Origin of the sequence: Streptomyces sp. NPDC058464, assembly GCF_042721035.1 — a bacterium.
In the GTDB taxonomy this organism is placed as follows: domain Bacteria; phylum Actinomycetota; class Actinomycetes; order Streptomycetales; family Streptomycetaceae; genus Streptomyces.
Genome location: NZ_JBHXMA010000067.1, coordinates 1 through 18,700, shown reverse-complemented (window position 1 = coordinate 18,700; position 18,700 = coordinate 1). Strand labels below are relative to the sequence as shown.

At 70.9% G+C, this 18,700-nt stretch carries 15 protein-coding genes and 1 pseudogene; 1 reads left to right on the top strand and 15 read right to left on the bottom strand.

Annotation, left to right across the window (positions count from 1 at the left end; translation table 11 throughout):
• Window positions 1-50: 50 nt before the first annotated feature.
• The 15 genes and pseudogenes from ACFWPQ_RS47995 to ACFWPQ_RS47925 all read right to left on the bottom strand — a co-directional run bounded on the left by ACFWPQ_RS47995 (window position 51) and on the right by ACFWPQ_RS47925 (window position 17,036).
• Window positions 51-1,370, bottom strand: coding sequence for an acyl-CoA dehydrogenase family protein (locus tag ACFWPQ_RS47995; RefSeq protein ID WP_384050455.1), 1,320 nt, complete (start codon window positions 1,368-1,370; stop codon window positions 51-53).
• Window positions 1,371-1,380: 10 nt separating this feature from the next.
• A complete protein-coding gene (locus ACFWPQ_RS47990; RefSeq protein ID WP_384050452.1) occupies window positions 1,381-2,250 on the bottom strand; it encodes a hypothetical protein in 870 nt (289 codons plus the stop codon).
• Window positions 2,251-2,314: 64 nt separating this feature from the next.
• Window positions 2,315-3,817 (bottom strand): aldehyde dehydrogenase family protein, encoded by a 1,503-nt coding sequence (locus ACFWPQ_RS47985; protein WP_384050449.1) that lies wholly within the window; start codon window positions 3,815-3,817, stop codon window positions 2,315-2,317.
• 74 nt (window positions 3,818-3,891) lie between these two features.
• The gene (locus ACFWPQ_RS47980) at window positions 3,892-5,445 is read right to left on the bottom strand and encodes a GntR family transcriptional regulator (protein WP_384050446.1); all 1,554 of its coding nucleotides are present in this window, start codon (window positions 5,443-5,445) and stop codon (window positions 3,892-3,894) included.
• Between the two features lie 87 nt (window positions 5,446-5,532).
• Window positions 5,533-6,798, bottom strand: coding sequence for an MFS transporter (locus tag ACFWPQ_RS47975; protein ID WP_384050443.1), 1,266 nt, complete (start codon window positions 6,796-6,798; stop codon window positions 5,533-5,535).
• 94 nt (window positions 6,799-6,892) lie between these two features.
• Complete coding sequence (locus ACFWPQ_RS47970) at window positions 6,893-7,309, bottom strand: nuclear transport factor 2 family protein (protein ID WP_384050440.1); 417 nt, start codon at window positions 7,307-7,309, stop codon at window positions 6,893-6,895.
• A gap of 89 nt (window positions 7,310-7,398) precedes the next feature.
• Complete coding sequence (locus tag ACFWPQ_RS47965) at window positions 7,399-7,872, bottom strand: nuclear transport factor 2 family protein (protein WP_384050437.1); 474 nt, start codon at window positions 7,870-7,872, stop codon at window positions 7,399-7,401.
• Between the two features lie 500 nt (window positions 7,873-8,372).
• Window positions 8,373-8,861 carry a hypothetical protein gene (locus ACFWPQ_RS47960; RefSeq protein WP_384050434.1) on the bottom strand — a complete coding sequence of 163 codons (489 nt, stop codon included), beginning with the start codon at window positions 8,859-8,861 and terminating at the stop codon, window positions 8,373-8,375.
• Between the two features lie 481 nt (window positions 8,862-9,342).
• Window positions 9,343-10,401, bottom strand: a pseudogene (locus tag ACFWPQ_RS47955) (pyruvate dehydrogenase); the annotation flags it as partial.
• A gap of 227 nt (window positions 10,402-10,628) precedes the next feature.
• Entirely contained in the window at window positions 10,629-11,600 is a 972-nt protein-coding gene (locus ACFWPQ_RS47950; protein ID WP_384050431.1) for a MarR family winged helix-turn-helix transcriptional regulator, read from the bottom strand.
• Window positions 11,601-11,641: 41 nt separating this feature from the next.
• Window positions 11,642-12,574 (bottom strand): hydroxymethylglutaryl-CoA lyase, encoded by a 933-nt coding sequence (locus ACFWPQ_RS47945; protein WP_384050428.1) that lies wholly within the window; start codon window positions 12,572-12,574, stop codon window positions 11,642-11,644.
• Window positions 12,571-13,812: a CaiB/BaiF CoA transferase family protein gene (locus ACFWPQ_RS47940; protein ID WP_384050426.1), complete on the bottom strand. Its 1,242-nt coding sequence runs from the start codon at window positions 13,810-13,812 to the stop codon at window positions 12,571-12,573. The genes ACFWPQ_RS47945 and ACFWPQ_RS47940 overlap by 4 nt, the downstream gene beginning before the upstream one ends.
• Entirely contained in the window at window positions 13,809-14,678 is an 870-nt protein-coding gene (locus ACFWPQ_RS47935; RefSeq protein WP_384050423.1) for a fumarylacetoacetate hydrolase family protein, read from the bottom strand. The genes ACFWPQ_RS47940 and ACFWPQ_RS47935 overlap by 4 nt, the downstream gene beginning before the upstream one ends.
• Window positions 14,679-14,688: 10 nt before the next feature.
• Window positions 14,689-15,891: an FAD-dependent monooxygenase gene (locus ACFWPQ_RS47930; protein ID WP_384050420.1), complete on the bottom strand. Its 1,203-nt coding sequence runs from the start codon at window positions 15,889-15,891 to the stop codon at window positions 14,689-14,691.
• Window positions 15,892-15,947: 56 nt separating this feature from the next.
• Window positions 15,948-17,036: a cupin domain-containing protein gene (locus ACFWPQ_RS47925; RefSeq protein WP_384050417.1), complete on the bottom strand. Its 1,089-nt coding sequence runs from the start codon at window positions 17,034-17,036 to the stop codon at window positions 15,948-15,950.
• Window positions 17,037-17,695: 659 nt separating this feature from the next.
• Between ACFWPQ_RS47925 and ACFWPQ_RS47920 the strand changes: the two genes are divergently transcribed.
• Window positions 17,696-18,700: esterase-like activity of phytase family protein (locus ACFWPQ_RS47920; protein ID WP_384050414.1), on the top strand; the 1,005-nt coding region annotated here is incomplete at its 3' end.

Below are 18,700 nucleotides of genomic sequence, written 5' to 3'. Positions count from 1 at the left end.
TGGTTCGGTACTCCGTTCTCCGGTCGCCGTACGGCTCTCGGACGCATGGGTCAGTGGGCTGCGGCGGCCCGGTTCTCCGCCTTGTCGACGCCGGGCACGGCGGCCATTCCCGGGGTGAGCGGGGGCAGCCCCAGCAGGACACGGCCGCTGATCTCCGCGGCGGGGTCGAGCCGGGTCGAGCCGTGCGTGAGTGCGACGCGGACATCGCGGGCGAACCGCTGGACGGGGTTCTTCAGGCTGACGGTCGACGAGCCGAGGGCGATCTGGATCATGTCGATCGCCGTGCCGCAGACATTGCCGGCATGGACCAGGTCCATCGTGATCTCGGCCTCCTCGGCCGGCGTGAACGGCTCCGCGGCCCGCGCCTTGCGGTCGATGTGGTCCGCGCGGCCGAGGACCAGCGCCTCGGCGGCGTTGATCATGGCCCGGACCTTGCCGGCGACGACCTGTACCGACGGCGTCTCGGCGACGGAGCCGTACGGGAGGTTGAACGGCTTGCGCCCCTGGCACTGCTCGACGAAGCAGTCGAACGCGCCCTTGGCCATACCCAGGGTGATCGCCATGGTCTCCAGCGCGACGACCAGCATCAGGCCGCGTCCGTCCAGGGCGAGCCCCAGGCCGTCGTAGCGGTCGCGGATCTCGTCGAGCCGCCGCGGGAAGTCGGCGAGTCCCACGAAGTGGTGCTCGGGGACGAAAACGTCCTGCGGCGTGGTGACGCTGTTGCTGGACGAGCCCTGGAGCCCCATCACCTGCCAGTCGTCGAGGATCTCGTACCGCCCCTTCTCCAGGAGCGCCATGCCACGCGTCGCGCCGCCGGACTCCTCCTCGACCTGGACGCCCACGACCACGTACGCGGCGTGCTTGCAACCGCTGCCGAAGGCCCACTTGCCGCCCGCCTCGACCACGTAGCCACCGTCGGCCCGACGGGCCCGCTGGATGCGCTCGGAGAAGAGCGAGGCACTGGCGACCACGGGACCCGGCCAGTCGGCGGCCCCCGTGTAGACCTCGTTCACGGTCTCGTCCGGGAAGGTCAGCATCACGCGGGTGAACCCGCTCGCGATCATGACGGTCCAGGCCGCGGATCCGTCGCCGCGCGCGACCTCGGTGACGATCTCCGCGAGGTCGCGGGCACCGAGGGCGTGGCCTTCGAACTTCTCCGGCACGGAGACGCGGAAGACGCCCGTGCCGCTCAGCGCCTGAAGCGTGGCCGGCGGCAGGCAGCCGAGTTTCTCGCCTTCCGGAGCGTGCTCGCGGATCAGCGGCACCAGTGCCCGGACGGCGTCGCGGATACGGCGGCCCTCGGCGGTGGTCAGGGGGGATTCGTGCAGGGCGTCCGGAGCGGATCCGTGCAGGGAAGAATGCCGCGTCATGTGGGGTTCCTCACTCGCCCGACCATGCGCAGGGTGTGCCCAGCGGCATGATCTCGCGTATCTCGTCGATGATGCGTATCTCTTGGTCGACCACCTTGAAGACGGCGACCACGTAGAAGGAGCCGCTGTCCGGCCGGGGGCTCGACGGGACGGGGTGGAAGTCCGCGACGGCCAGGCTGACGGCGACACCGTGCGCGACGTCGAGGACCGGGAATCGTCGACCGCGCACCCTCGGCCTGGCGCCCCTGGTGGCGTTGAGGCAGCTCGCGACCGTGTGGACGGCCGCGTCCGGAGACAGCAGTGTGGTGAGCGTGTTGGTGATCTTCTTGCCGTTGTCGTAGCGGTCGCAGCGGTAGCCGACGGGCACCAGGCTGCCGTCGCTCTCCTGGAGCCCCCGCCAGTAACTGTCCGCGACGCGGAGGAGCCCGTCGCGGTCGCTCGCCCGGTCCGGGGGGACGGGTGCGCCGTAGATGATGTCCGGCTTCAGCAGTTGGTCCACGTCGGCGAAGTGCCCTTTGACATCGCTGCCGAGGATCGTCTCCGCCTCCGTCAGCAGGCCGCCCTCCGCCTTCACACGCAGGGCGAAGGGACGGTGCCCGCCGGCGACGGCGACGCCCAGGTGAACCAGCTGGCTCTGCGCCGGATCGATGAAGGTCAACAGGCCCAGGAAGTCCTCGGCGGTCTCCCACAGCCCCGCGCCGACCGGCACCTCGCGGAGGTTCTCGGTAGCTCGGAAGGACGGGGCGAGCCGTGCCTTCCCGGGGTCGTGGGAGGTGAGGCTCTCCAGGAAGCCCGCGCCGAGCGCGGCGAGGGCGCGCTGTCCGTCCGGGGCGCCGCTCACCGCGGCGGGCCGGGCAGGCGTACGGGTCGTTGCGTCCATGCGGGTCTCCGGTTCCGGTGCCGCGTCAGAGGGGTGGGTCAGAAACGGTGGTCGGAAGACGCGGTCAGAAGGGGTAAGCCGTCTGGCCGCTGCCGACCGTCATCCACTGCCATTCGGTGAACTCGTCCCAGTTGGTGGTGGAGCCGAAGCGCGAGCCGTTGCCCGATACGCCCATGCCCCCCATGGGGATCCCCGGCAGATCCGCGATGGTCTGGTCGTTGATGTGGATCATGCCGGAGCGGATCCGGGCGGCCATGCGCAGACCGCGGTCGAGCGAGGAGGTGTAGACGGCGGCGGAGAGCCCGTAGTCCGTGTCGTTGGCGAGAAAGATCGCGTGCTCCTCGTCCTCCGCCACCGTCACCGGCGCGACCGGGCCGAACACCTCCAGGTCGTAGGCGGGCATGTCCCGGGCCACGTCGGAGAGCACCGTCGGGGCGTAGTACGGCCCCTCGCAGGTACCGCCGGCCATGAGCTTCGCCCCCGCCGCGACGGTGTCCTTCACGATGGTGTCGACGCGCGCGAGCTGACGACTGTTGATGATCGGCCCGAGCGCCACCTCCTCGCGGAACGGATCGCCGACGGGCAGCCGCTCGGCGCGCTCGGCCAGCGCGGCGACGTAGTCGTCGGCCACGTCGCGGTGGACGATGTGCCGGCCGGAAGCCATGCAGATCTGCCCCTGGTGCAGGAAGGCCCCCCATGCCCCGGCCGACGAGGCGGCCTCGATGTCGGCGTCGTCCATGACGATGATCGGGCTCTTGCCGCCCAGTTCGAGCGAGACCTTTTTCAGGTGCTCCCCGGCGAGCCGGCCCACCCGCCGGCCGACGGCGGTCGAACCGGTGAAGGTGACGAGGCGTACGTCAGGCGCGGTCACCAGCGCCTCACCGACCTCGGCGCCACCGTTGACGATGCTGAACACGCCCTCCGGGACGCCCGCTTCGGCGAGGATGCGCGCCAGGACGACGCCGCCCGTGACCGGTGTCTGCGGGTCGGGCTTGAGCAGCACGGCGTTGCCGAGCGCCAGGGCAGGGGCCACGGACCGCATCGCCAGCAGCATCGGGAAGTTCCACGGTGTGATGACGCTGACGAGGCCGAGCGGCACCCGGCGGGCCAGGCTCATCCGGCCCGGGGCGGCCGACGGGAGCACCTGTCCCTCGGGTTCGATCAGCAGCGCGGCGGAATGGTAGAGCTCGCCGATGGTGCCCGCCAGTTCCGTCTCCGCCTTGCCGCGCACCCCTCCGGTCTCCCTGATCACCCACTCGATGAGGGTGTCCCGGTGCTCCTCGAACAGCGCGGCGGCCCGGCGCATGACGCGGGCGCGCTCCTCCGCGGGGGTGCGTGCCCACTCGGGCTGCGCCCGGCCTGCCGACAGCACCGTGGCCGCCACGGCCTCCGGTGAGGACGCGCCGACCGTGCCGAGCAGCAGGCCGGTCGCCGGCTCGCGGACTTCGAGAACGCCGGCGTCGGGGGCGTGCCATCGCCCGGTGAAGACCTTGCCGGTCCATAGGGCGGGGTCGAGCAGGCCGGAGGCGCTGAGGCGCGCCGCCGGGGCGTGGGCAGGCTGATCCATGACGTTGGGGCCTCTCCTGATGGTGGAGTGTGAGGTGGTGTGTCAGCGGCAGGTGTGCCGGGGAGCGGTCGGTGTCAGCCGCGCGTCCTGTGCTCGGGTCCCGGACCGTTCCAACGCTCGTGTCCGTCTGGGAACGGCGACGGGCCGGGGGGCGGATCGACGATGATTCGGCGGCACCGCTTGAGGGTGGCCAGCTTCGCCTGCTCCGACAGCGCGGCGCTCTTCGCATCGTGTCGGCCGATGGCCAGCAGCACCTCGCGCGTGGCGTCGGCGTAGACCCGCATGATCCAGGTGGGCGCCATCAGTTCTTCGGCCATGCTCCACGACAGATAGGCCTTCACCCCGTCGACGAGCAGGGAGAGCAGCGTGTTGTGTGCGAGCCGGTGCTGGAGCCGCTCGATGGGCTGGACGCTGGAGATCGGTGCCGCCTTGTCCAGATGGTCCAGGCTGTCGAAGAGCGAGGTGAGGAGCGGGGCGTCCGCGGCCTGGAGCCGCCTCGCGGACAGCGCCGCCATCTCGGTCAGCAGAGCGTCGAGGGCGGTCTCGGCGTCCGCCAGGTCCTGGGAGTTCGAGGCGAGGAAGACGCAGAGCTGGCGGCTGAGGGACGCCGAGTGCGGACGCCGCGTCACCAGGCCGTGTCCCCGGCCGGGCAGGGTGATGGCCGTGCCGGCGTCCTCCATGATGCGGATGGCCTGCCGGATGACGCTGCGATCCACCCGCCAGCGCTCGCAGAGGTCCAGCTCGTTGCCGAGCGGGTGCCCTGCCGTCCACTCCCCCGGGGTGACGTCCGCCATCATCCGCCGGACGACTTCCAGGGCGGGGGTGCTGCTCCGGTTCTCGCACTGCGGGCGGAGGGTGCGCTCCCAGTCACCCGAACCGAGTACCGCGTCGAGGTTGCGTCCCTCCACGCCGCGAAAGAGCGCCCGTACCCGCCGCGCCGCGCTGTCCGCCGCCCGGCGGTCCAGTTCCCGGTCGATCCGGTCGGTCACCTGCCCGAGACGGTCGGCGGCCGGGCTTTGGCACACCGGTGGCAGCAGCGGTGCCAGCAGGTCGCTGAGGCGGGCCAGGAGATCGCTGCCGCTGCGTGCGACGAGCCCCCTGCCGTAGTGCCTGAGCTGGGCGGCGGCGCCGCCCGAGGCACGGTCGTCCCCGGCCGGAGCGGGGGGCGGCTCCCCGCCCGTGTTGTCCGCCGCGAGCCGTGCCGCCGCCGCGTGCAGCAGACTCCAGGCTTCCAGGATCTTCGCCGGGCTGGTCTCCGTCAGGTGGACGAAGCTGCCGAGCGCGTCCCGCAGGTGCGCGCCGCGCGGCTTGGTGACGACGAGTCCCCCGTGCGGGCCGCGCTGCATCCGCGCGCAGTCGCGTGCGTCCAGAATGCGCACGGCCTCCCGCATCACGTCCCGGCCGACGCGGTACCACGCTGCCAACTCGGCTTCGTGTCCGTACACCCTGCCCACCGGCCAGCCGTCGCGGATGAAGCGTTCCTCCAGGTCCCGTGCGATGAGCAGCGGCAACTTGGAGGGGCCGTCCTCCAGGCCCACGACACTGACGTAGAGCTGTGACAACGTGCCCTCGACGGGGTTCAGGGGGTGGGGATGCGGATTCCGGCCGTAGGGCTTCGTCGTCGGCATGGCTGCTCCTGGGACAGGAAGAGGGAGTGCGGGCGCGGGCGGGAGAGCGGGGAACCGTCCGCGGCCAGGTGCGTACGGTGCCGGGGGCTAGACGGTGGTGGGGGCGGTGTTGCCGATGCCTTCCACACCCGTCGGTTCCGGCTTGGCCGCTCCGTAGGCGTAGGGCTTCAGCGTCAGCATGAGGAGCAGGGAGACCGCCGTCCCCGTCGCCGCCAGGCCGATCGGCAGGGTGTAGCTGCCGGTGGCATCGAACCCCGCCCCGATCGCGAGGGTGCCGACTCCCGAGCTCACGACGTTCGCCGCGGTGCTGACGCCGTAGATCTCGGCGGAGGACTTGAGCCCGAAGTAACGGGTGACGAGGAAGGGCAGCAGCATCGCGGCGCAGGCCAGCCCCATGCCCATCATCACGACGCCCAGGACCAGAAGCCCGAAGGAGTTGCCGGCCGCGAGCAGGCACACGAGGCTGAGCACCGGAAGCACGTAGCAGGCGGCTGTCACGCGCGGCGACTGGATGCGGTCGGCGAGGTAGCCGCAGCAGACCACACCGGCCAGCACCGACAGGGCCAGGATCGACAGCAGCAGGGTCGCCGTGCCGCCGGAGGTGCCTCGGCTGGTCAGCCAGCCCACCATGTTCGTCTGTGTCCCGATCAGGGCACCGGTCACCAGGCAGTCGGCGACGGTGATGAACCAGAACGTTCTGGAGCGGTACGCCCGCCGGGCGGGAACTCCGGGCTCGGACAGTGGCTGTGCCCCTGCCGACCGGGGACCGGCGTCCTGCACCGCGGGGCCGGCCGGGGCGGACCGGGTCCGCACCAGGAAGACCGCCGCCACACCGCCGAAGACCAGCACCGCCGTGGCCAGCACCTGGTAGGCACCACGCCATCCCACCGAGCCGATCAGCCACCGGGCCGTCGGTGCGACCGCCGCCTGCGCCAGCTGCGGTGCGGCGGCGATCACCACGCCGAGGAAGAGGGCCCGGCTGCCGTCGTACCACGAGGACACCACCCGCATCGCGGCGACCGGGCCGGCCAGCGAGGCTCCGAGGCCGAGGCAGACGGCGGAGATCCAGTACAAGGCCCCCGCCGAGTGGATCTGGGAGATCCCGAACAACCCGAGGGCGAACAGCACGACGCCCGCGACGACGGGAACGCGCACACCGATGCGGTCGACAAGGCGGCCGACCAGCGGACTGCCGATGGCCATGACGACGTTCACGACGGTGAAGACGGCGCCGAATACGGCCGTCGCCCAGCCCAGGGACTGCGTGACCGGCTGCTGGAATACCGAGAACGATCCGGCGAAGACCCCCGACATACCGAAGGCCGTACAGGTGAATATCCCGACTGTGGACATGATGCGGTGAGAGCGCGCCATTACGCCTCCTGCGTGTGGGCAATGGAATCCGGGGCCGGCCCGGTTTTCCTGGAACTGCGGAGCTGCTCTGTGGTTATCGGTCGCTTTCCTTGTGCTCCAGCGGCGCGCCGTCCCAGTGCTCGGCGAGCCTGCCGTTCTCGACGCGCCACATGTCGAACCAGTAGGTTCGGTACGTCCTGGTGGGGTCGGTGGGGTCGGGGACGTCCCGCGGGAGCATCATCACGACCCTGTCTCCCTCGGCCACGAACACCGGCGGCTCGGGTGCCGGGCGCATGGACTCACGTGCCTGCCGCGCCTCCTCGGTCTTCGTCCACGCGATGATGGCGTCGGCTCCGGAGACGATGTTGGGGTTGTGCTGAATGTATTCCTCGGTCAGATATCCGCGTGCCTCTTCAGCGGTTTCCGGATCGAGCAGCAGAGCCATTGCCCTGCGTATGACTTCCTTGTTCGCCGCCAATTCGGGAGCGGCGATCGATGAATTGTGTGCCATGGTTCCTTCCCCAGGGCATGGTGGAGCCGGAGAGTTTTTCAGGGAATCCGACAGAGAAGCGGGTAAGGCCCACAGCTGGATCAGGTGCGTTACGCCGGGTCGCCCGGATTCGGCAGCCCGCCCCAGGGCACATGCTGCTCGCTGAGCCACGGCACCGGCTTCACCGCCTTGAACCGCCACTCGCCGTCCTGCTTCACGCAGAAGTTGTCCCAGGTGCCGATGCCGAAGAGGATGTTGGTCATGTAGTCCACGCTGAACTGCGGGATGAAGAAGAAGGCCCGGGCCCGCACGCCTTCGCCCTCGGGCGTCAGGAGGAAATGGTTGACCAGGTGCTGGCGGCCTTTGAAGGCGTTGCCCCGGCCGTACCAGAGTTCGGTGATCTCCTTGACTATGGCCTCACGGCCGCGCTGCTTCTCCCCGTTCACCGACACGAGGTAGCCGTCCTCGGTGAAACAGGCCAGATAGCCCTCCAGATCACCGGTGTCGAGCGCCCAGGCGTACTTGGCGAACAGTTCCTGGATATCGAGCCGGTCCTCCACAGACAGTCGCTTACCCTCTGTCATTCTGGGCCTCCTTGAATACGCTCCGTTGCGCGATTTCGCCATCGTAGAGAGGGCTCACCCGCCCAAACCAGACGGCGGATCTCCTGCTTCTGCGGTGTGTGCCGCAGTGGTCCCGGCGCCGGCGCCGACACACCCGGGGTGACACCGGTCGACGCTGCCCGTCCTGGTCCTCGGCACGGAGTACGGACCGTGGCCGGCCCCACCTGTGCGAGGGTCTCGTCCCCACGTAAGCGGGCCAGGACCGACAAGTTCTGCTTGAAGCACCCCCAGCCTGCGCCAGGAGTGCGAAGTTGACGCCTTCCGGCGCAGACGAGCCAGCAGACGTGCTCGACCAGCTCGTACGGGACACCTGACATGGAAGGGTCCGGATCCGACGGAGCCTCTCATCGCCGGCGTGCCGAGTGAGATCACCGCACCGTCAACGAGGGAATCCCCCGCCCCGCTCATACCGGCGCGGCACCACAAGGACATCCCCGCAGGCGCGGCCGGCGGACTCGGCCTCAGCGGGCGAAGATCACCGACAGCGTCCTGAAGCCGATCCGCAGCCCCGGTCGGGTACCTGCCTTTCGCTCAACGGAGGGGGCGCGCCGGCCGCCGCGCGTGGTGAGCCCGTGCTCACTGCGGAACCGGGCGATGAGGCCCCGGTCGAGACGGGCGATCCGCTCGGCGTGCCGCGCACGCCGTTCCTCAGGCTCCCGGAGGAGCCGCTCATGGTAGTTCTCACTGGGATCGCCCTTCAGCATGCCGAGGCGCGTCACCAGTCCGAGGCCCCGCAGCACCACGGTGCGGGCCGCCGGGCGCAGTGCCGTCAGCCCGTGCACCCGCAGGACGCCGGCCTCTTCGGTGGCCAGGACCAGCGCCCGCCCGAGCGGGTGCAGCGGGCGAGGGAAACAGCGGTGCGCGAACTGGGCGAGGAGCGCGTCGGCGATCAGGACACCCCCGTCGTGCACGAGCCATGCCCGGCACTCGTACTCGCGGTTGAACTCCACGAGCGCGTCCCAGCCGGCGGGGAAGTCCAGGATCGGCTCACCGTGCTCGTCGGTGACGAGCTTGCCGATCTCCCGCCAGAACCGGTGTGCGGCGGTCTCCTGCCCGGCCGTCCGAGTCGGTCTCCGGGTCGAGCCGGTCGATCTCCTCGGATATCCAGCGACGTGACTTCTTCATCATTCTCACTCCTTCGTGAGAGTCCGCGATCACACGCCCGCTTCAGATAGGACGCATACGGATTAATTGAAGCTAAGTGGTTGCTTGACGAGCGTCAAGACTCACGGCGTCCGCGTCGCGTACAACCAAGTGAAAACATCGTTCGGACTGCCGCTTCAGGCAACGGGACGCCGCTCCGCGCCGTCCGGTGACCAAGCCGGCGAACAGTCGCTCATCGTCGGAATTTGATCCGTTTACTGATCGATGCTCCTACTTGCGCAGGCGTCATCCACAGCGGTCGAGGAGCTCCAGCCCGGCCCGGACGACGCCGGAGCGGTCGGCCAGCGCCCGTATCTGATCGCCCGTCAGCAGCGAGGAGTGGTTCTGCGGATGTCCCTCCAGGGGAAGGCCGTACCCCTTGACCGTGTAGGCGAAGATCACCGTCGGGCGGGTGTCGTCGATGGCGTCGTACGCGGTCCGCAACGCGCCCAGGTCGTGACCACCCAGATTCCGCAGCGCGGCGAGCAGCGTCTCGTCGTCCAGGGCGGCGACCAGCTCCGCTATGGGGGCCTGGGCCGAACCTGTGCCGGGCAGCCGCTCCCGCAGGTCCCCGGCGGAACAGCGCAGCAGACTCTGGTACTCGGGGTTGCCCATGGCGTCGATGCGGGTGCGCAGGGCGTCTCCCCCGGGCCGGGTGAAGAGCTCTTCGAGGAGCTGCCCGTACTTGAGGGTGAGCACCTGCCAGCCGGCGGCGGCGAACATCCCCTGCAGTCGGTCGGCAGCGATGCCGGGCACCACCCGGTCCAGGGACTGCCGGTTCAGGTCGACGATCCAGACGGCCTCGCCCAGGCTCTGCACCATGGGGTCCTGGACCGCTTCCCAGATCGCGCCCTCGTCCAGTTCCGCGTCGCCGAGCAGCGAGAACTGCCGTCCCGTCCCGACGCCGCCGAAACGCCCCTCCGCGTACCGCCGGGCGATCGCTCCCCACAGCGGGGCCGTGGCGCCGATGCCCACGGATCCCGTCGCGTAGTCCACCGGATCGGGATCCTTGGTACGGCTCGGGTAGCTCTGCAGCCCCCCGAGGGAGCGCAGGGTGCTCAGGTACGACTCGTCCAGCTCGCCCAGCAGGTAGTTGATCGCGTGCAACACGGGCGAGGCGTGCGGTTTGACCGAGACCCGGTCCTCCGCCCGCAGGGCGTGGAACCACAGGCTGGTCATGATCGAGACCATGGAGGCGCTGGAGGCCTGGTGGCCGCCCACCTTGATCCCCGAGGTGTTGGGCCGCACCCGGTTGGCGTGGTCGATCACCGCCGTGGACAGCCAGAGCACCCGGCGCCCGATGGCGGCCAGGACCGCGTTCTCCGGTCGCGCCGTCTCCGTCGCCATGACCTTCGCAACCATCGAAACCACCTCCGTGAACCGCACCGTGCCTCAGGGCCGTGCGTATGGGGGACCTGGGAGAGTGCGCCCGTGCTGTGGCACGGACCGTGGCCTCGGGGCACGGCGGTCGGGGTCCCGCCGCACGCCCGAGGACCAACGCGCGCCGAGGCCGGCGGACGTGCCGCCGTCCCTCCCGGGTCACCGGGGCGGTGAGGGGCCCGGGGGGCCTCGGATCACACGGTGACGCGCGCGCCGACCTCAGCTGTGTCGGTCTGGCTCGTCAGCCGCTGCATCAGGGTGAGGAAGAGTGCGCGGTCCGGGTCCGTCAGCGGCCGCATCAGTTCCCGCTGCACGTCGAGCACGCCGGGAGCGTGTCGCCACAGGAGCTCGCGGCCCGACTCCGTCAGGGCCAGGACGTTGCGTCGGCTGTCGCCCATGTCGCGGGCGCGGGTGATGAGCCGTCGGCTCTCCAGCCTGGACGTCACATCGCCGCCGGTGGACTTGTCGAAGGAGACATGCCGCCCCAGCGACCGCTGGTCGAGCGGCGCCTCGCGGTGCAGCACGAGCAGGGCGCTGTACTGCACCGAGGTCAGCTCGGCGGAGACCCGCTCGGCCCACAGCGTGGTGTGCAGCTGCTGGGTACGGCGGACGAGGTGTCCCGGCGTGGTGTGCAACCGGAGCGTGGGAAGCCTGAGGGGCCAGCCGGGCACCGGCGCGTTCTCCGGTGACGCCGCCGTGACGGACGGCGGCACGCCCTGGTAGGCGACGGCCCTGAGGACCCTGAGCAGGTCCTCTCCCTCGTCGAAGGTGAGCGGCTTCAGGAGCAGGTCCTGGACCTCCAGCACCGCCGGGGCGGCTCCCAGCAGGGCCGTGGTGCCCTCGTCGGTGAGCCGGGCCAGCATTCTGCGGCCGTCGCCGGCGTCCCGCTCACGCACCACGAACCCACGGCTCTCCAGCCGCCGCAGCACCCCGGCCGCGGTGGTCTTGTCGAGCGACATGAGTTCGGCCACCGTCCGCTGGTCCGCGCCCGGCTGCTGGCCGAGGACCAGCAGCACCCCGTACTGCATCGACGTCAGCCGGTGGGGCACGCGCTGCTGCCACAGTTCCGCGTGGAGCTGTTGCGCGCACCGGGCGAGATGTCCCGGAGCCGCTCCCAGCACGGGAAGCCCGTCCGATGCCACCAGCCCCAGCCCGCTGACGCTCACAGTGCCCCTTCCCGCCTTCACGCCGATGGTACGTATGCTCCTCAGTCTGACAGGCCGCCGTCACGGCGGGCCAGGTCGGCGCCGGGGAAGGGCCCGGCGGCGGCCAGACCGGACCGGGAGGGCACACCCAGGAGGGCACAGATCCACCGGCCGGTCTCGGTGATCCGGTCGATGTCGAGTCCCGCGTCGTGACCGCTGCGCCGGAGCATCCAGGCGACGTCCTCCGTGGCGGCGTTCCCCTCAGCGCCGGGTGCGAAGGGGCAGCCCCCGAGACCGCCGGCGCTGGCGTCGTGCCGGGTGACACCCTCGGCCTGGGCGGCGTGGACGTTGGCGAGCGCGGTCATCCTGGTCTGGTGGAAGTGCGTGCGCAGCGGCGGCAGGCCCGGAAGGGTCCGCAGTGCACGGAACAGACCGGTCACCTCGGCCGGCACCGCGCACCCGATGGTGTCCGCGAGCGCGAGTTCGTCCGGCCGGACGTCGACGATCCGCCGCGCCGCCTCGACCACGGCCGGCGGGGACACGTCCCCGGTGTACGGGCAGCCGAAGGCGACGGCGAGGGTGACGGTCAGGTCCAGTCCCGCCTCGTCGCAGAGCTTGCGGATCAGCGGCAGCTCTGCCAGGCAGTCCGCGGTGCCCCGGCCCTGGTTGGCGAGGCCGAAGGCGTCGGTGGCCGGGACGACGTAGTTCACCTCGTCGAGGCCACCGGTCGCGATCGCCCGCTCCAGGCCGCGCGCGTTGAGCACAAGGCCGGTGAGGCGCACCCCCGGCGGCGGCCGGAGCCCCGCGACGACGGCCTCGGCGTCCGCCATCTGCGGGACGCGGCGCGGATGGACGAAGCTCGCGACCTCGATCCGGCGCGCGCCGGCGGCGATCAGCCGGTGGACCAGTTCGATCTTGTCGTCCGTGGGGACCACACGCTTCTCGTTCTGGAGCCCGTCCCGCGGGCACACCTCGACGATCTCCACCCCGGTCACAGCACCCCCTCCTTCTCCAGCCGGGAGAGTTCAGCGTCGTCGATGCCGAGCAGCCCGCCGTAGACCTCCTTGTTGTGCGCTCCCGGGTGGAGCGCGCCGGGCCACTCCACGCGGCCCGGCGTGGCCGACATCTTGGGCACCACACCGGGCATCACGATCTCGCCCAGTTCCTCGTCCTCGACTGGCAGCAGCATCTCCCGTTCGGTGAACAGGGGGTCGGCGAAGACGTCGGCGACGGTGTGCACCGGGCCGGCGGGCACCCCCGCCGCGTCCAGGAGTTCCAGGATCGCCGCCCGGTCGAGCCCGCTGGACCACGCCTCCACCAGGGCGTCGATCTCCGCCTGGTGGCGGCCCCGGGCCCCGTGTGTGGCGAACCGGGGGTCCGTGGCGAGCTCGGGTCGCTCCATCGCCCTGGTCAGCCGCTCGAAGACGGTGTCCTGGTTGGCGGCGATGATCACCCAGCCCGCGTCGCGGGTGCGGTAGAGGTTGGACGGGGCGAGCCCGGGCAGCGCCGTGCCCGAGGGCTGGCGGACCGCGCCGGTGGCCGCGTACTCGGGAACGACGCTCTCCAGCAGCGAGAAGCAGGACTCGACCAGTGACACGTCGATCTCCTGGCCCTCTCCGCCCCGGGCGTCCCGCCAGTACAGCGCCATGAGCACGCCTTGGAGGGCGATGAGCGCGGCGAGGCTGTCGCCCAGCGAGATGCCGATGCGCGGCGGCGGCTGGCCGGGGAAGCCGGCGAGGTGGCGCAGGCCGCTGAACGCCTCGGCGACGGACGCGTAGCCGGGCCGGTGCCGGTACGGGCCGGTCTGGCCGTATCCGGAGACCCGGGCGACGACCAGCCCCCGATTGCGTTCCCACAGCACGTCGGTGCCCAGACCCCAGCGCTCCAGGGTGCCCGGCCGGAAGTTCTCCAGCAGGACGTCGGCGGACTCCACGAGGTCCAGCAGCAGCTCACGGCCCGCCGGCATGCGCAGGTCGAGGGTGACGACCTTCTTGTTCCGGCTCTGCACCGACCACCACAGGGTGTGGTCCCGGTGGCGGGCGTTGCCCCACTCACGCAGCGGGTCGGGCCGTTCGGGGGCCTCGATCTTGATGACCTCGGCCCCGAAGTCGGCCAGCAGCCGCCCGGCGTACGGCCCGGCGATGAGGCTGCCGAGCTCGATCACCCGCAGTCCGGCCAGCGGCAGCGGCTTGCCGGCGCCTGCCAGCGGGAGTGGCTTCCCGGCGCCGGTCACCGGTCCGTCCTTCTGGGCCGCGCGGGCGGCGGCACCGGTCCGCTGTCGCGGCCGGAGGTGGCGGAGGCGGTGGCCTCGTCGTCGGCCACCAGGACCGCGAGGTCGGCCCCCAGCCCCGACAGTTCCAGCCGGATCGTGTCACCGGCCCGGAGCGGGCCCACGCCGGCGGGCGTACCGGTGGTGATCACGTCGCCCGGGTACAGGGTGGTCACGGTCGACGCGTACGCCACCAGCTGGGCCACTCCCCAGATGAGGTCCCGGGTGTTGGCCTTCTGGCGCAGTTCGCCGTCGACCCAGCACCGCAGTTCGACGTTCTCGGGGTCGCCGAACTCGTCGGCGGTGACCAGCACCGGCCCCATCGGGGTGAAGGTCTCGAACGACTTCCGGGTGGAGCGGTCCTCGCCGCCGCGCATGGTGATGTCCAGCAGGCCGGTGTAGCCGAACACGTGGTCCAGCGCCTCCCGCTCGCTGACCCGCCGGGCGGTCCTGCCGATCACCAGGGCCAGCTCGCCCTCCTGGTCGAACCGCCGGTCATGGTAGGGCAGTTGGACGGTGCCGTCGGGGTCCAGCAGCGAGGAGGGCGCCTTCAGGAAGAAGCCGAGCGCCCCGACCTGGGAGTCGACGCTCATCTCGGCCTGGTGGTCGCGGTAGTTGACCGGAGCGGCGATGATCTTCGACGGATCGGCCACCGGTACTCGCAGCCGGATGTCGGCGAGCGGGATCCCCGGTCCGTCCTCGATCGCCGGCAGCCCGGCTCCGGCCCAGTTCTCCAGCAGCGCGCGCATGGTCGGCACGCCGGTGAGGGGGTACACACGGTCGTCCCTCAGACAGCCGACGCGGCCGTCGTCGTAGCTCACGAGACGCATCTGTTCTCCTTCACCCGGCCCGCACGCCGGAGAGGCGGGGCTCGTAGCCGTAGAGGTAGTCGGTCTGGGGCAGGTCGGCGGGATCGCACTGGGCGAGCAGCGCGTCGCGCAGCATCGCCGTCACGCCGTCGGCGTGCACGATCTCGCCCATCCGCCGGGCCCAGACCTGGAGCCGGGCGGTCCGGGGCACGCGCTCCGCCTCGTACGCCGCGAACGCGGCCTCGACATCGCTGCCGTGCGCCGCCAGGGCGTCCGCGAGTACCACCGCGTCCTCCAGCGCCTGGCACGCGCCCTGCGCCAGGTACTGGGGCATCGGGTGCGCCGCGTCGCCCAGCAGTGTCGCGCGGCCCCGGGTCCAGGTCGGCACCGGGAGCCTGTCCCGCAGCACCCAGCGACGGTCACGGCTGATGGACCGGACGCCCGCGGCGACGTGGTCCGAGACTCCGGCGAACGCCTTGTCGAGTTCGGCGGGGGCGCCCCAGCCGGCCGGGTCGCCGGACCGGTCGGCGGCGAAGACCGCGACCTGGTTGAAGAGCCTGCCGCCCCGCACCGGGTACTGGATGAGGTGGACGCCGGGTCCGATCCACCAGGTCATGTCGTCCCGGCCCACCCGGTCCGAGGCCGCCTCGATGGGAATCGTCCCGCGGTAGGCGACATCGCCTACGTAGGCGGGAGCCCCGTCGTCCACGGTGTACGCCCGCACGGCCGACCACAGGCCGTCGGCGCCGATCAGCGCGCCGGCCTCGTACGACGAGCCGTCCGCGCACGTCACGAGGACCCCTTGAGCGGTCTCCGCGAGGACGACGGCCTTGCGGCCGACCTCCAGAGTGATCGCCGGTTCCTCGACGCAGGCCGCGAGGATCGCGTCCAGCAGATCCGACCGGTGGGTGACGATGTAGGGCTGGGCGTAGGTGTGCTGGAAGCCCCGGCCGAAGCCCAGGGAGGTGATCCGTTCCCCGGTGACGGCGTTCATCAGGACGGCGCTGGGCGGCTTGACCGCCCCGTCGAGCACGGGCTCCAGGACGCCCAGCCGGTCCAGTGTCCGAAGGGCGTTGGGCGCGAGCTGCACGCCGGCGCCGATCTCGGCGAACTCCTGGGCCTGCTCGATCACATGGACGTCCAGGCCCTGGCGGGCGAGGGCGAGGGCGGCGGCCAGTCCGCCTATGCCTCCCCCGACCACCAGTCTTTCGACGCGGCGCGTCGTGTTCGTCATCTTCGTTCTCCTCAGGACTGCGGCTCGGTGCGGCTCAGCGGTGGTCGAGAGCGGGTTCAGTTGTCGTCCGGCGCGCCGTCCGCCCGGCCGGCCCCCTCGGTGCGGGCAAGACCGATCGCCTCCAGGACGGGCTCGTCGGAGAGCAGGAAGAGGTCGGCGTCGGCGTCGGCCTCGTGGGAGACGGTCGCCCAGGACGGCGCGACGAACATGTCCCCCGCCGACCACGAGTAGCGGGTGCCGCCCACCACCGAGGCGCCGGAGCCGCGGTGCACGACCCAGATCCCGCTGCCGACCCGCCGGACCGGCTTGGTGCGGTGCCCCGCGAGCACCCGGTGGATCTCGGCCCGCAGGGTCGGCATGACGTCGGCGCCGGTCACCGGGTCCGCATAGCGGATCGTGGCCTGCGCCCCGCCCGTCGACCCCAGAAGGCGGTCCAGGGCCGCGTCCACGTCGGACCAGCGGTAGGCGAGCAGCCTGGAGAACCGGCCGGACGCGGGGTCCTGCACGGCGACGGCCTCGGCTCCGACGGGGACCAGGCCCGGGGCGGCGAAATGGTCCTCGGACCGCGACCGGAGCCGGGGCTCGTACTCCGTCAACGTGTCGCTGCCCGGCTCGAAGAAGACGGCGTCGAGGTTGCGCACCAGTGGCAGGTCGAGTCCGTCGAACCAGATCATGGGCTCGGTGCCCGGGTTGTGATGCTCGTGCCAGGTGTAGCTCGGAGTCAGCACCAGGTCCCCCGGCGCCATGTGCAGGGGGTCACCGTTGACCAGCGTCCACACACCACTGCCTTCCAGCACGAAACGCAGGGCCGCCGGACTGTGGCGGTGCGCGGGAGCGAGCTCACCGGGCCGCAGGTACTGCACGGCGCCCCACAGCGTGTGTGTCGCGAAGGGCAGACCGCACAGGTCCGGATGGGACAGGGACAGCACCCGCCGGTCGCCTCCCCGGTCGATGCCGATCAGCTCCCCGGACCGCTCGGCCAGCCCCCGGAGCGTCTTCCAGCGCCAGAGGTGCGGCCGGAGCCGGGCCGGCGTCTTCGTCAGAAGGCCCTCCTGCGTCCACAACGGCTGCAGATCGGCCGTCGCCACTTCGGCGTAGAAGTCGTCGACGGCGGAGTCGTCGTCATGGAATCGCTTGGTGGTCATCCGCCCTCCTCCTCGAAAGACGCGGGAGTGTGGCCCGCTCAGGCTGTCGGCTCAAAATTAAAACGTATACGGACTACTTCCCGCGAAGTTAAGCCCATCACGGTGAGGCGTCAAGCCCGCCTCCGGCAGCCAAGTAGGCCAATTTTGGGCCTATATGTTAGCAAATCGGATACTCGACGCTCCCGACCCAACCCTGCTCTATGATCCGTATACTTTTTATATGGCAACGAGCAGGCGGCCAGAGGCCCCAACAGGGACCGTGCCGAACCGGCCGCTGACGCGGCGGCGGGCGAGGCGGAGGAGGGCTTGAGTGCAGGTCTTTCCGCGGGCCCGGCATACCCGTACGGCGTGCCGTCCGGGGTCCCCGTGCACGTCGAGAACGGCTGGCCGCAGCGCGCCACGCACGTCCACCGGCGGCGGCCACGGCCACCGGATGATCGCGCCGACCCACGACAACAACACCGTGAGCCACGGCATCAACACCATCCAGCCGTCGCGAAGGTCACCGACAAGGACCTCGCGGCGCCCTGAGAGGGAATCAGCGGGCTTGACCGTTCCCGCACCAAGACTGCACAAAAAACCCGCGGTGTCCAGAAGGAGTCCCTTCGCTTCATGAGTTGATCTCCGCCACTTCACCAACCCGGCCTACGGTGACCGCCATGCACCTCAGAACCACGCTCGCCACCGTCACCGCCGTCCTGGCGGCGGCCACCTCTCTGTCCGCCGCCGGGACCGCCACCGCCGTTTCGGTGGACTCCGCCCCGGCCAACGCCTGTTCGTCGTCGGTCTCCCTCGACGGCTTCTCCGACGCCCTCAACAAGACGACCTTCGGCGGCTACCTGGTCGGCAACCTGTCCGCGCTCGCCGTGGACAAGGACGGCTCCATCGCCGCTCTCGCCGACCGGTCCTACCTCTTCGACCTGGACGCGAAGACGCTCGCGCCCGAGTCGGTCGTCGGGCTCGCCGACGAGAAGGGCGCCGCGCTCGACTCCGAGGGCCTGGTCGTTGACCGGGACGGCACCCGGCTCATCACCTCCGAGACCGAGCCGTCGATCCGCCGCTACTCGGCGGACGGCAAGATCCTGGACCGCCTCCCCGTGCCGTCCTCGCTGCTGGTCTCCCCCGCCGGAAGGGCCACCTCCAACCAGACCTTCGAGGGTCTGACCCTGCTCAACGGCGGTCACACCCTGCTGGCCTCCATGGAGGACGCGATCTCCGGCGACACCCCCGGGACCGTGCGCTTCCAGACCTGGCAGCGCACGAAGGACAACCACTTCGAGCTGTCGGCCCAGTACGCCTACCGCACCGACGACCCGTCCCTCGGCGTCTCCGAGGTGCAGGCCCTCCCCGACGGCCGCCTGCTGGTCCTGGAGCGCGGCTACAAGGCCGGCGTCGGCAACACCGTGCGCCTTTACCTGGCCGACCCCCGGCACGCCACCGACACCAGTGGCATCGACAACCTGACGGGGCAGGCCGACGTACGGCTGGTCAAGAAGACCCTGCTCACGGACATCGCGAGCTGCCCGTCGCTGGGCGCCACGGCCAAGCAGCCGCAGCCCAACCCGCTCCTCGACAACATCGAGGGCATGGTCATAACGGGCCACGACAAGGGCGGTTACAAGGTCCTCCTGGTCAGCGACGACAACGCGAGCGCCGCCCAGTCG

Coding starts and splice junctions, on each gene's coding strand:
- ACFWPQ_RS47995 (WP_384050455.1), bottom strand. CDS start 1,370: ATGACGCGGCATTCTTCCCTGCACGGATCCGCTCCGGACGCCCTGCAC.
- ACFWPQ_RS47990 (WP_384050452.1), bottom strand. CDS start 2,250: ATGGACGCAACGACCCGTACGCCTGCCCGGCCCGCCGCGGTGAGCGGC.
- ACFWPQ_RS47985 (WP_384050449.1), bottom strand. CDS start 3,817: ATGGATCAGCCTGCCCACGCCCCGGCGGCGCGCCTCAGCGCCTCCGGC.
- ACFWPQ_RS47980 (WP_384050446.1), bottom strand. CDS start 5,445: ATGCCGACGACGAAGCCCTACGGCCGGAATCCGCATCCCCACCCCCTG.
- ACFWPQ_RS47975 (WP_384050443.1), bottom strand. CDS start 6,798: ATGTCCACAGTCGGGATATTCACCTGTACGGCCTTCGGTATGTCGGGG.
- ACFWPQ_RS47970 (WP_384050440.1), bottom strand. CDS start 7,309: ATGGCACACAATTCATCGATCGCCGCTCCCGAATTGGCGGCGAACAAG.
- ACFWPQ_RS47965 (WP_384050437.1), bottom strand. CDS start 7,872: ATGACAGAGGGTAAGCGACTGTCTGTGGAGGACCGGCTCGATATCCAG.
- ACFWPQ_RS47935 (WP_384050423.1), bottom strand. CDS start 14,678: ATGCGTCTCGTGAGCTACGACGACGGCCGCGTCGGCTGTCTGAGGGAC.
- ACFWPQ_RS47930 (WP_384050420.1), bottom strand. CDS start 15,891: ATGACGAACACGACGCGCCGCGTCGAAAGACTGGTGGTCGGGGGAGGC.
- ACFWPQ_RS47925 (WP_384050417.1), bottom strand. CDS start 17,036: ATGACCACCAAGCGATTCCATGACGACGACTCCGCCGTCGACGACTTC.